Here is an 11,990-nt window from a genome sequence, read left to right as displayed (position 1 = left end):
GCTTGAAGCGGACATCCGAGACCTTCTTGTCCTTCACCTCGATATCGAGGCGCGAAACGAACTTGCCGTGCGAGCCGGTGGCGACGAGCACCGTATTGCCGACCTTGATCAGGCCCGGCATGGCGTCATGGGTATGGGCCGTGAGGATAACGTCGAGACCCTTCACGCGGCCGGCGAGCTTGCGGTCGACATCGAAGCCGTTATGCGACAGCAGCACCACGATGGACGCGCCGGCAGCGCGGGCTTCATCGACCTGCTTCTGGATGTCCTCTTCGCGAATACCGAATTCCCAGTTGGGGAACATCCAGCGCGGATTGGCGACGGCCGTGCGCGGCAATGCCTGGCCGATGACGGCGATGGTGGCGCCGCCGCGCTCGAACATCTTGCGCGCCTCGAATACCGGCTCCTGCCACTCGTTGTCGCGAATGTTCTGGGCGAGGAAAGCGAAAGGCGCGCTATCGGCGATCTGCTTGACGCGCTCGGCGCCGTAAGTGAACTCCCAGTGCCCGACCATGGCGTCCAGCTTCAGCGCCGACATCACATCGACCATGTCCTGCGCCTTGGTCTGTAGTGACGTCCAGCTGCCCTGCCAGCTGTCGCCGCCATCGAGCAGCAGCACCTTGTCGTCGCCGCGCTCGGCACGCACGGCGCCGATCAATGTGGCGATACGGTCCATGCCGCCCATGCGGCCGTAATTCTTTGCGAGCGATACGAAATCATCTGCTGTGAGTGCGAAGGCATCGGCCGAGCCGGCCGCGATCTTGAAGTAGTTGCGAAACTCGGCATCCGTGAGATGCGGCGGCACGCCTTTCACTTCCCCGACGCCGAGATTGACCGACGGCTCGCGGAAATGCAGCGGCATCAGTTGCGCGTGGGTATCGGCAACATAGAGAATTGTCACCGTGCCCAGCGGATCGAACCGCAGGATGTCGGCCTGTGTCAGGCGCTGCTGCGCCGCCGCGCGGCCGAGCGACCCAAGGCCGCTTCCGATCGTCAGCGCAGACGCAGCCGCCGTCGCTTGCAGGAAATCCCGCCTCGATATCATGATCCACCTATGATCCCTTCCGGTATGGAAGGGTGAATGTTCAGAAGAACGTCAGATCCAGGGTCTGCAATTCCAGGATCTGCGATTCAAAGTCTGCAATCCGTCAGGCCACGGTCAGCTTGTTGGTCGCGACATAATCGGAGCCGTCATCATCCTTCCAGGTGAAGGTGAATTCGCCGGACTCGGCCGCCTTGTAGAAAAACGACTGATAGGGATTGGCCGAGATGGCGGGATTCCAGTCGGCCTCGAACACAGTCTTGCCGTTGAAGGCTGCGGTGAACTTGTTGATGATCTTGCGCGGCACGACCTTGCCGGCCGCATCCTTGCGCTGGCCGGATTCCATTTCGTGAGAGATCAGCGTCTTGATCTCGATCAGCTCACCCGGCTTGGCCTGGGTCGGAACGCGAACGCGCGGGGTCGGTTTGGTTGCCATGGGAAAGTCCTCGCCTGATAAATCTGTTCTGTGAACGAAGCCGCGCGACTAGCCGCCGCAGCCGCCGATCGTGACTTTCACATTGGCCTTGGCCATGTGCAGCTTGCCGTTGGACATTTCGGCGATGCAGACGATGTTCTGGGTTTCCGCAAGGCGCATGCGCGTCGACGCCGAGGCCTTGCCGCAAGCCGGCGTGAAGCGGTAGCTGACGACGGCCGGCAGCGGATTGCCTTCGGCGAACACATGCACCGACTTGACGTAGTCGGCATCGGTCATCGGGCTTTCAACATCGACATTGACCGGGACGACGAGGCCGTTCTCGGCAATCTCGGGCACGTCGAGCTTGATCTTGCCGCTTTCAAATTTCTTGTCGCCATACAGCTTCTTGATTTCGGCGGCGACGGCCTGTTCGTCGGCCAACGACAGTCTGGGCGCAAGGATTGCTGCGAGACCGGCGATCGCGGCCATGGCCAGCGTTTCGCGACGGGTCTTCTCGACCGACTTCAAAATCATGAGTGCTTCCTCCTGCGGGATTTGAGCAATCCCTTTACAATAGTATCGCTTGACGATTCCAAGTCTGATCTATCTTATCTGGGACATATCATTATATTCTTTTTCTTGAATGTAAAGATCTGAAATGCACAAGTGCCGCAGAGACGGCGATGTGGGAGGGGACAGATGAGGAAGACCGCCATCCGCTCAGTGGCCGCGGCCATTCTGGTACTCTGCGCGGGCAGCTTCGGCGCTTACGCGCAGGACGCCAGCGAGAAAGAGATCGAACGCTATCGCGAGATGATCTCGGACCCGATGTCCAATCCCGGCTATCTCGCCGTCGACCGCGGCGAAGCGCTGTGGAGCGAGGCCCGCGGCACCAAGAACGTCTCGCTCGAAACATGCAATCTCGGTCTTGGCGCCGGCAAGCTCGAAGGCGCCTTCGCGCAACTGCCACGCTACTTCGCAGATGCCGACAAGGTCATGGACCTTGAGCAGCGCCTGTTGTGGTGCATGCAGAACATTCAGGGTCTCGACACCAAGGATGTCGTCGCGCGCCGCTTCTCGGGCCCGGGCCGTGCGTCCGACATGGAAGATCTCGTCGCCTACATCGCCAACAAATCGAACGGCATGAAGATCAATATTCCGCTGAGCCATCCCAAGGAGCAGGAGATGGCTGCGGTCGGCGAAGCGCTGTTCTATCGTCGCGGCGGCGTCAATGATTTCTCCTGCGCCACCTGTCACGCCGATGAAGGCAAGCGCATCCGGCTTCAGGGACTGCCGAACTTTTCCAAGCCCGGCAAGCCGGCGCAGGAAACCATGGGTGGCTGGCCGACCTATCGCGTCTCGCAGGGCGCGTTGCGCACCATGCAGCATCGGTTGTGGGATTGCTTCCGTCAGCAACGCTGGCCCGTGCCGGAATACGGTTCGGATGCACTGACGGCCCTCACCTCTTTCCTGCAGAAACAAGCGGCGGACGGCGAGATCAACGTCCCGTCGATCAAGCGATAAGGGAGACCTGAGATGAAACGCGCTTTGACACTCGCCGCGCTTATTATCGCAGGCTCCTTCACCACAGCCGCATCGGCGCAGACCGCTGCCAAGGCACCGGATCCGGCGCTGGTCGACGCCTATATTAAATCGACCTTCGGCAAGGCGCCGCCGGAATGGCAGGCGCGGATCGAACCGGATGAAACGCTGAAGACCTGCAACGCCTTTCGCAACGAGGTGCCGAGCGCCGAAGCCGAAAAGATCACTGCGCGCGAACTGGCGCGCGTGGTCTATCCCGCCGACGGCAAATTCCTCGGCAACTGGAAGGAAGGCGCGAAGATTGCCAATAACGGCCGCGGCGGCCAGTTCTCGGATCCACCTGACACCGTTGCCGGCGGCAACTGCTACGCCTGTCATCAGATGGAGCAGAAGGAAGTCAGCTATGGCACGCTCGGACCGAGCCTGACCAATTACGGCAAGGATCGCAAATACGATCCGCAGGAAATCAAGAACGCCTTCACCAAGGTCTATGATTCCCAGGCTGTGTTCGCCTGTTCGAACATGCCGCGCTTCGGCGTCAACAAAGTGCTGAGCGAGCAGCAAATCAAGGATATCGTCGCCTTCCTGTTCGATCCGGAATCGCCGATCAACAAGTAACCGAACTGAGAGTGGATCGACATGACGATAAGAAACGCATCGATTGCCATCGTCCTGTCGATGCTCGCGTCATCTGCAGCAAGGGCGGAGGAAGCCGTCGTCAGCTACAAGTCCATCGGGCTTGAGCTGGCGCTCGACGCCGCGCGTGCGGCGCTGAAGGACTGCCAGAAGCGCGGCTATCAGGTGGCAGTTGCCGTGGTCGATCGCTTCGGCACGCCGCAGGTGCTGCTGCGCGATCGCTTTGCCGGACCGCACACGCCGCCGACGGCCACCGGCAAGGCGTGGACCTCCGCGACGTTCCGCAACAGCACCACCGAACTCAATGCGATCAGCCAGCCCGGCATGATGCAGGCCGGGCTGCGCAACCTGCCGAATGTGGTGATCATCGGTGGCGGGGTCATGATTGAAGGCGGCGGCGCGATGCTGGGCGCCATCGGCGTCTCCGGCGCACCGGGCGGCGATGCGGACGAACTCTGTGCCAAGGCCGGCATTGCAGCGATCCAGGACAAGCTGGATTTCTAGTTCGGGCTGATGGCTAAGCCTGCTTCTTCAGCCACTCCGGAAACGTCGCCGTCTCATAGCCCTTCTGGCGCACATAGCGGAACATCGCGAGAAATTCGGCCGGCTCCAGCAGCCCGGGCATACGCGCGACTTCCCGCGCCTGCCCGCTCTTTGCGGCCAGTCCCGATGTCGTCTCCGGAAAGAACTGGATCGTCGGCGTGAAGCGGATGCCGTAGGCTTCGCCAAAGGCCTTCTCGCCGCGCTTGCGGCCGTCGAAATCGGTCACTTCGCGCGCGCCGATGTGATTGAGATGCAGGATCTCGAAATTGTCGCGGATATAGCTCTCTATCTTCGGATCGGTCATGTAGCTCTCATGCATGCGCTTGCAGGCCGGACAGCCCTTGAGGCCCCACATGATGGCGAAGCGCTTGCCCTTGGCGGTTGCGCCCGTCAGCTCCTCGGAGAGATCGAGGAAGCTCTCCAGATACCAGTCCATCTGATAGAGGCCGTCATCACCGAGCGTTGCTTTTGCTGATGCCGGTGCGGTGCGGAGTCCGGCCACGCCGAGACCGATCGCGGCCAGCGCATGCCGTCTGGTGATCACGCCAGTTGTTTTGGACATTCGATCCTCCCGAGCCGCATCATCCGATGGTGCCAAAGGCTGGAAAGGTCTCCAGCATCCAGCCTGAAATGCGTGGCATTGCGCCAGTCAAAAACAGAACCCCGGTCAGGACAAGGCCGGCGCCGATCACCTTCTCGACAGCCAGCATGTGCCGACGCAGCCGCGCCATCAGGCGCATGAACGGTCCCGAAAACAGCGAGGCCAGCATGAAGGGAATGCCGATACCAAGCGCATAGGCCGCAAGCAGAAGCGCGCCCTGCGCCGGCGCACCCTCAGCACCTGCGACCATCAGAATGGCGGCCAGCACCGGACCGACGCACGGCGTCCAGCCAAAGGCGAATGCGAGGCCGACCAGATAGGCGCCGAGAAAACCCGCGGGCTTGCGGACCGCCTGAAAGCGCGCTTCGCGAAACAGCAGCCCGATCCTGAAAACGCCGAGAAAGTGCAGCCCGAGAATGACGATCAGCGCGCCGGCGATGACAGCAAGCGTATCGAAATAGGCCGTGATCGCCTTGCCGATGAGCGATGCCGATGCGCCCAAGGCGACGAAGACCGTCGCAAACCCCAGCACGAACGCAAAGGACAGCGCGACCACGCGTCCATTTGGCCGCCAGCCGGCCTGACCATCGTGGTCATCGAGCTCGTCCAGGCTGACACCCGCCAGAAAGCACAGATAGGGCGGCACCAGCGGCAGAACGCAGGGCGACAGGAACGACAACAGCCCTGCGCCCAGCGCACCTAGGAACGAGATTGAGGACAGCACGGCGGATCCGGTTCTGGCATAAATATTCGAATTCGTGTATGTGTAACATATGACGTGGAAATTGCCTCTGAAAACCTCGTTGAGTGTCATTTTGTTGGTGATGGCCGCTGCGCTGCCGCCGCGCATGGCCGAGGCGTCCGAACTCCTGATGTTCGAGCGCGACGGTTGCGTCTGGTGCGCGCGCTGGAATCGCGAGATCGCGCCGGTCTATGACAAGACCGACGAAGCCAGGCTTCTTCCGCTGCGCCGCATCGATATGGATCGCGACAAATCGCCGGGCGTCGTGCTGGCGTCGCCGGTCCGGTTCACGCCGACCTTTCTGATCGTCGACAACGGCCGCGAGATTGGCCGCATCACCGGCTATATGAACGACGAATCCTTCTGGGGCTTGCTTGGCAAGTATGCTGCCAGACTGACAAACTCACAGCCCAACGCCAATCGTTCCTGACCCTCTTCAAACATTCGCGGGACTCGCGCGCTGCCATGGCCTCCATCATTCCATCCGAACTCGAAGACGAACTGCGCGACGGCGCAGAGTATTCCCCCGAACTCGATCAGTTGATGCGCAAGGCCCGCAAGGCCAGCAATTTCCTCAAAGCGATCTCGCACGAAAATCGTCTGCTTTTGCTGTGCCTGCTGGCCGAGCGCGAACGATCGGTATCGGAGCTGGAGAACATCCTGTCGCTGCGGCAGTCGGCCGTATCGCAGCAACTCGCGCGGCTGCGCTACGACGGCATGGTGGAGACGCGCCGCGACGGCAAGACGATCTATTACAGCCTGGCTAATGACGACGTGCGAAGCGTCATCTCGGTCATCTACGATATTTTCTGCGCCTCACCGGCGCCGACCAAGAAAAAATAACGCCGCCGATCTGGCAGGCGGAGGCGCGCGGCCCGTAAGGCCAGCGCGCCTCACATCAGGAGGAAACCCATGCAGAACATGTCTGCCTGGTTATCGGCGCTGGCTGGTCTTGCCATCGGCGCCGCCGCGGGATTTGCCGTGCGACGCGCGCGCCTTTGCACATTTGGCGCGATCGAAGATGCGTTGATGGGCCGTGACAATCGCCGCCTGAAGATCTTTGGGCTGGCGCTGGGTGTCGCCGTGCTCGGTACCCAGGCCCTGGTGCTCTCCGGCTTTCTTGCTCCTGAAAACACCACTTACGTTCCAACAGCTTTGCCCTTCGTCGCCATCGTGATCGGCAGCCTGATGTTCGGCACGGGCATGGCGATGGTCGGCACCTGCGGATTCGGATCGCTGGTGCGGCTCGGCACGGGCGATCTGAGGAGCCTGATCGTGATCCTCGTTCTGGGCGCAACGGCCTATGCGACCTTGCGCGGCCTGTTCGCCGATCTCCGCATTGGCGTACTTGAACGACTGTCGATCGAGATGCCGAACGGCATCCGCTCCGATTTCGCTTCACTGTTGGCGCAAGCCACCGGCCACGATCTGCGCTTGCCGCTCACGGTGATCGTCGGCACTGGCTTGTGCTGGCTGGCGCTGAGCGACCGGCGCTTGCGCCGCGCACCGCGCCTGCTCACCGCCGGCTTTGTGCTGGGGTTACTTGCCATTGCCGGCTGGGTCGTGACCGTGGGACTGACCGACGACTTCGCCGGCCCGCCCCGCCCGCAGAGCCTGACTTTCGTGTCGACCGTGGGCAAGGCGCTTTATGCCGGCTTGCTGAATGTCGCAAACTTGGCCGACTTTGGCGTCGGCAGCGTGTTCGGCGTCCTTGCAGGCGCATGGGCTGCCGCCTGGTTCGCAGCCGAGTTGCGATGGGAAGCCTTCGACGACGATCACGAGATGCGCCGCCATTTACTCGGCGCCTGCCTGATGGGTGTCGGCGGCATTCTCGCCGGCGGTTGCACCATCGGTCAGGGCATCACCGCGGGATCGATGCTGGCGCTGTCCTGGCCGATTGCTGTCGGCGGCATGGTGCTTGGCGCGCGCATTGGCATCGCAATCCTGGTCGACGGCTCCCCGCGCGACATCATCCAGCGCAACTGGATGCTGCTGGCGCGGAAAGCGCCGCCGTCGAAATAACCGCCGGCGTCAGGGCTTGAGATAACTCCAGCCGGCTTCCTGCAATTCGATCAGCCGGACGGCCCCCGACGGCACGACCGAGGCCTCCGATACAACACTGATTGCCTTGCCCTCACGCTTCTCCATGCCCTCTTTGGTATTTCCGCAGGCGGAGAACTTGATGTTGGACGGGAAGCTCGCATCGACGATCTGCTTGATGCGATCCTTCACAGGCGAGGTGTCGTCGCGCAACATATGCAGGCCCGGACCGTAGGTGACGATCTCGACCTGAACGTCCTCGCCCTTCGCCTTGTAGAATTCCATGACATTGGTCGCGTTGTTGAGCGCAAGATTCATGACTGCGGGGTCGTTCTGATCGACCTGAATGGCGACGCGATGCTCCTTCGCGTCCGCGGCATGACCGGACGACGAGATCAGAGCAAAGAGAATGGCTCCGGCAACAGATCCCAGCAATGACCGCATCTCAAAACTCCCTTTCAAGGACGTACGATTGTAAAGCCGCGCTCGGTCAAATCCAGCAGATGGCCGACGCCGACCTGCACTTCAATCGCATGTGGATTGAGCGCCGGTCGCTTGCCAGTCTCTCGCTCGACAGTATCCAGCGTATTGCCGCAGACGCTGAAGCGCACGCCCTGGATCACCAGACTATCGACCAGTGCGCGGTGTTCGTTGGTGTCGCGCAACAGATCGATGCCGGGGCCGAAGGTGACCACTTCGACCGCCACCTTGTCCGGCCCATAGGCCTTCAGCAGGTTGCTGGCGACGCTGAGAACGAGGCGTCCTTTCTTCGGATCGGAATCGGACAGCTGCAAGGCGATGAAATGCTCGGCGAAGGGCTTGTCCGGCGCGGCGTCCTGCTTGGCGAGCCGCGTCTGCGCAGCGAGCGGCGCCATCGCAAACGATCCCAGCAAAAGCGCCGCTGAGCCGACAATCATCCCTCGTCTATTCATCACGTGTAAAACCTCTGACGATTGGCAAGCTGATTACCAATCGCAGGGAGACGGCGCAATCAAACTAACGAAGCGTAGGTGCGAGGTCTTATTGCGCCGCAAAAGCCGGACGGAGTGCTCGCCCGCGGATCGCGATGGCCGCGCCTGCAAGAATACCAGCGGCCGCGACAAAGGATGGCAGCGCGAGCGTGGACACGCCCGTCAACCCCTGCCCGATCGAGCAGCCATAGGCCATCGCGCCGCCGATCCCCATCAGCGCGGCACCTGCCATCGAACGGCCCGTATGGCGCGCCGACGTGTAGCCCTCAAGCTCAAAGCGTCCGGTCAGCAAGGCCGTGAGAAGACTGCCGATGAACACACCCGCCACCAGCGCGATGCCGAAATTCAGCGTCATACCGGTCGACAGCATGATGAACTGAAGCGTATCGGCAGCCGGCGACACGAAGGTCAGCGACGCCACCGGGATCGGATCGAACTCATCGGCGCCGAGCCAGCCGGTCGCCAGCCAGCCGGCGATCACCAGCAGACCCATCACGAGCCCGGCGACGAGCTGTCCAGGCGAACGGCGGAAATCCCGATGCGACAGCGCGAACACCAACAGCGCACCGCCGACAATCAAAGTTGCTACGACACGCGCGGTTGCGTCGGGCAGGCCTAGCGTTCCGAACAGCGACGGGAGGGAATTCGCCCCAGGCGTCGTCTGCGTCCATTGCAGGATCGACAGTCGCATCGGCGCGAGCAAGCCTTTCAAGGTCATCTGCGCCGTGACGCCGATGATGGCGATCACGACAAGCGACCTCAGATTTCCTTTGCCCAGCAACACCAGCGCGCGCGACGCGCAGCCATTCGACAGAACCATGCCGAGGCCGAACAGCAGCCCGCCGAAGAAGATCAAAGGCGCCGAGAATGACGGCTGTAGATACAGCGACTTGGCGATCTCGACGATCCCCGCACCGGCAATGAATTGCGTGCCGACAACGGCCACGGCAACCGCCAGCGCGTAGCTGCGGATCTTCCGTCCGTCGTCATGCGTCCACCAGTCGCGCAGGCTGCTCATCAGGCAGAACCCGCTCAACAGGCCGACCGCGCCGAAAACGGCGCCGATCGCAAAACCAGCGATAACGGGCAACGCAAACATGGAACGATCCGAACCTGATTTTGAGGATATCGGCCGGATTACTACTGCCAGTTTATGAAACGGTCCAGTTGACGCATGATTTAAGCAGCAAGTTCCACGAACAACGGGAAATAGAAAATATAATTCCACCAGACTGCAGAACACGATGCAGAATGACTGCCGTTTTCACTGGCGGTAAAGATCGGCCGCTGAAGTTTCGCCCCCAATTCCTGGATCGGGAAACGATCGGCAGACGGCATCACCGTGTCGGGATCATCTGCGACGTCGCGAGGGCAACGCGGCGTCGCAAGAGCCGCACAATGATCTATCCGCCTACTCGCCCCCGAGCCCGAGCCGGTTCGGCATTCGCTTCTCGATATTGAATTTGAGCAGCGCGGCAGAGCGGAAGATGCCGTGGGCGAACTTGCCGTAAGGCAGTGTCAGGAACAGCGCCATCACGGTGCCGAGATGGATTGCCAGCCACAGCGCCATGAAGCGTGTATCGCGCAGCAGCAGCAGCGCGAAGCCGGTGACACTGACCAGCAGCAGCAACATGATGAAGCCGCGGTCCATGGCGTTCTGCTTGACGTCGGCACGCAGCGCATCGCGGCGCATATTGAGCCACAGCAGGCCAATGGGGCCGACGACGAGGCCGATGCCGCCGAGCGAGCCGAGGATCACCGGCGCGCTGGTGAAGGCATAGGGCGCGTGGAGATTCCACAGATAGTGATACAGCGTCGCCACGCAGGTCGCGGCAAAGCACAGCAGGAAGCCATACATCGTGAACTGGTGGAAGCGGCGGCGCCACAGCGTGAAGGCGTCGTCGTCCTCATTGCAGCCGTCGCCATGGCCACCGCCGAGATAGCGCAAGCGCGCGACATCGGCGACCGCTTCGCCCGCCGCCGGCATCCGCGCCTGGGCGGCTGCTTTGATGTCGACGGGATTGCCATCTTTGGTTGGCGAGACCTCTCGCCAGAATTTAACGACGCCGATGGCCAGCGCCAGCAGCGCAAACAGAAACACCACGCCGAACAGCAGTGCCAGGAAGTTGTGCGGGAAGATCGCGTAGAAATTCCCCGCCAGCGGCGCGTGGATCAGACGGCCGTTCATGGCGATCGCCAGGATCATGAACAGCGCGAGGCCACCGGACAGCGCAAAGGCCACCGTGAGCCCGGCGCGTTCATAGAGGCGACCGAATGCGCGCGGCCACGCATAGTCCTGATAGGTGCGCACGCGCACCTTGGCCATGGCCTGCGGGACATTGACTGCGAATTCATGCGGCGGCGCATATTGGCAGGCATAGAGACACGAGCCGCAGTTGTGGCAAAGATTCGCAAGGTAATGCGTGTCGGCCGCATTGAAGTCGAGCCGGCGCGTCATCGCGGGGAACACCGCGCAAAAGCCCTCGCAGTAGCGGCACGCGTTGCAGATCTGCATGACGCGTGCGATCTCCGCCTCGCCCGCCGTCAGTGCGTCGGCGAAATTGACGCCGCCATCGCAGGCGCCGCCGGCGACGGGCGCTTCCAGATCAGTGACCGGCGGCATAGCTAAGTTCCTCTTGGAATGTGGGATGGCGATGGCCGGCGCTTGCCGCGGCATTGACGCCGGCGATGCGGCCGAAGGCGGTGCCGATGCTCATGCCGACGCCGGCGGTGTAGCCCTTGCCGAGCACATTGCCGGCGACCATCTCGCCGGCAGCGAACAGGTTGCTGCTAACGACATTGCCGAACTGCACCGCCGCGGTCTCGTCGGTCTTCATGCCGAGATAGGTGAAGGTGATGCCGGGCTTGAGCGGATAGGCATAGAACGGCGGCGTGTCGATGACGCGCGCCCAATGGGTCTTCGCGGGCACGACGCCATCGGTACGGCAATCATCGAGTGCGGTGTGATCGAAGGTGCCGGGCTGGCACGCCGCATTATAGGCGCTCAGCGTTTCCATGAAGGTGACGGGATCCACGCCGATCTTCACGGCGAGCTCTTCCAGCGTATTCGCCTTGGTACCGTCGAACACCGGCGGCATGAAGCGGCCGATGGCTTTCTGGTCGATGATCGACCATGCGGTCTGGCCCGGCTGCTGGGCGACGAGACGGCCCCAGATCGCATAGCGCTTCGGCCAGAAGTCCTCGCCCTCGTCATAGAAGCGCTGCGCGTCGCGATTGACGACCACACCGAGCGAGACGCAATCGATGCGCGTGCAGATACCGCCGTCATAGAGCGGCGCGCGGGCGTCAATGGCGACGCAATGCGCCTGGGTCGGATCGCCGATGGTGTCGGCGCCGGCATCGATCATGAATTTCAGCAGCACACCCTGATTGAAGCGGGTGCCGCGGATCAGGAAGTTCTCCGCGGTCCATTCACCGCGCTCGTTCTGGCCCCAGGC

At 62.0% G+C, this 11,990-nt stretch carries 16 protein-coding genes; 6 read left to right on the top strand and 10 right to left on the bottom strand.

Going from position 1 to position 11,990, the window contains the following annotated elements; all coding sequences use genetic code 11:
* From ACEK02_RS11370 to soxY, 3 genes are all read right to left on the bottom strand, one after another.
* A partial coding sequence (locus tag ACEK02_RS11370; protein WP_371421813.1) for a twin-arginine translocation signal domain-containing protein occupies window positions 1-1,045 on the bottom strand: 1,045 nt, incomplete at its 3' end.
* 103 nt (window positions 1,046-1,148) lie between these two features.
* Entirely contained in the window at window positions 1,149-1,478 is a 330-nt protein-coding gene (gene soxZ / locus ACEK02_RS11365; protein WP_089264796.1) for a thiosulfate oxidation carrier complex protein SoxZ, read from the bottom strand.
* Window positions 1,479-1,526: 48 nt separating this feature from the next.
* Window positions 1,527-1,991 carry a thiosulfate oxidation carrier protein SoxY gene (gene soxY / locus ACEK02_RS11360; protein WP_231080235.1) on the bottom strand — a complete coding sequence of 155 codons (465 nt, stop codon included), beginning with the start codon at window positions 1,989-1,991 and terminating at the stop codon, window positions 1,527-1,529.
* A 165-nt stretch (window positions 1,992-2,156) separates the two neighbouring features.
* Here soxY and soxA point away from each other — a divergent pair, with 165 nt between their 5' ends.
* From soxA to ACEK02_RS11345, 3 genes are read left to right on the top strand one after another with little or no spacing between them, the layout of a single operon-like run.
* Window positions 2,157-2,981, top strand: coding sequence for a sulfur oxidation c-type cytochrome SoxA (gene soxA / locus ACEK02_RS11355; protein ID WP_371421812.1), 825 nt, complete (start codon window positions 2,157-2,159; stop codon window positions 2,979-2,981).
* Window positions 2,982-2,993: 12 nt separating this feature from the next.
* Complete coding sequence (gene soxX, locus ACEK02_RS11350; protein ID WP_371421811.1) at window positions 2,994-3,617, top strand: sulfur oxidation c-type cytochrome SoxX; 624 nt, start codon at window positions 2,994-2,996, stop codon at window positions 3,615-3,617.
* Between the two features lie 21 nt (window positions 3,618-3,638).
* Window positions 3,639-4,139: a heme-binding protein gene (locus ACEK02_RS11345; protein WP_371421810.1), complete on the top strand. Its 501-nt coding sequence runs from the start codon at window positions 3,639-3,641 to the stop codon at window positions 4,137-4,139.
* Window positions 4,140-4,152: 13 nt separating this feature from the next.
* Here the strand turns inward: ACEK02_RS11345 and ACEK02_RS11340 are convergent, their stop codons facing one another.
* The gene (locus tag ACEK02_RS11340; protein ID WP_371421809.1) at window positions 4,153-4,740 is read right to left on the bottom strand and encodes a SoxW family protein; all 588 of its coding nucleotides are present in this window, start codon (window positions 4,738-4,740) and stop codon (window positions 4,153-4,155) included.
* A 19-nt stretch (window positions 4,741-4,759) separates the two neighbouring features.
* A complete protein-coding gene (locus ACEK02_RS11335; RefSeq protein ID WP_371421808.1) occupies window positions 4,760-5,503 on the bottom strand; it encodes a cytochrome c biogenesis CcdA family protein in 744 nt (247 codons plus the stop codon).
* A gap of 100 nt (window positions 5,504-5,603) precedes the next feature.
* Here ACEK02_RS11335 and ACEK02_RS11330 point away from each other — a divergent pair, with 100 nt between their 5' ends.
* The 3 genes from ACEK02_RS11330 (at window position 5,604) to ACEK02_RS11320 (ending at window position 7,543) form a co-directional block, all read left to right on the top strand.
* On the top strand, window positions 5,604-5,951 hold the full coding sequence (locus ACEK02_RS11330; protein ID WP_371421815.1) for a thioredoxin fold domain-containing protein: 348 nt from the start codon (window positions 5,604-5,606) through the stop codon (window positions 5,949-5,951).
* 35 nt (window positions 5,952-5,986) lie between these two features.
* Window positions 5,987-6,364 carry a metalloregulator ArsR/SmtB family transcription factor gene (locus ACEK02_RS11325; RefSeq protein ID WP_371421807.1) on the top strand — a complete coding sequence of 126 codons (378 nt, stop codon included), beginning with the start codon at window positions 5,987-5,989 and terminating at the stop codon, window positions 6,362-6,364.
* Window positions 6,365-6,433: 69 nt separating this feature from the next.
* Window positions 6,434-7,543, top strand: coding sequence for a YeeE/YedE family protein (locus tag ACEK02_RS11320; RefSeq protein WP_371421806.1), 1,110 nt, complete (start codon window positions 6,434-6,436; stop codon window positions 7,541-7,543).
* 9 nt (window positions 7,544-7,552) lie between these two features.
* Here the strand turns inward: ACEK02_RS11320 and ACEK02_RS11315 are convergent, their stop codons facing one another.
* From ACEK02_RS11315 to tcuA, 5 genes are all read right to left on the bottom strand, one after another.
* Window positions 7,553-8,005, bottom strand: coding sequence for a DsrE family protein (locus ACEK02_RS11315; protein WP_371421805.1), 453 nt, complete (start codon window positions 8,003-8,005; stop codon window positions 7,553-7,555).
* A gap of 14 nt (window positions 8,006-8,019) precedes the next feature.
* Window positions 8,020-8,493, bottom strand: a complete 474-nt coding sequence (locus ACEK02_RS11310) for a hypothetical protein (protein ID WP_371421814.1) — start codon at window positions 8,491-8,493, stop codon at window positions 8,020-8,022.
* 88 nt (window positions 8,494-8,581) lie between these two features.
* On the bottom strand, window positions 8,582-9,631 hold the full coding sequence (locus tag ACEK02_RS11305; protein ID WP_371421804.1) for a YeeE/YedE family protein: 1,050 nt from the start codon (window positions 9,629-9,631) through the stop codon (window positions 8,582-8,584).
* 312 nt (window positions 9,632-9,943) lie between these two features.
* Complete coding sequence (gene tcuB, locus ACEK02_RS11300; RefSeq protein WP_371421803.1) at window positions 9,944-11,155, bottom strand: tricarballylate utilization 4Fe-4S protein TcuB; 1,212 nt, start codon at window positions 11,153-11,155, stop codon at window positions 9,944-9,946.
* Window positions 11,139-11,990: FAD-dependent tricarballylate dehydrogenase TcuA (tcuA, locus tag ACEK02_RS11295; protein ID WP_371421802.1), on the bottom strand; the 852-nt coding region annotated here is incomplete at its 5' end. The genes tcuA and tcuB, both read right to left, overlap by 17 nt.

The sequence above is a fragment of the Tardiphaga sp. genome, from assembly GCF_041424195.1.
Taxonomy (GTDB): domain Bacteria; phylum Pseudomonadota; class Alphaproteobacteria; order Rhizobiales; family Xanthobacteraceae; genus Tardiphaga.
This window is presented reverse-complemented; position numbering and strand designations above follow the sequence as displayed.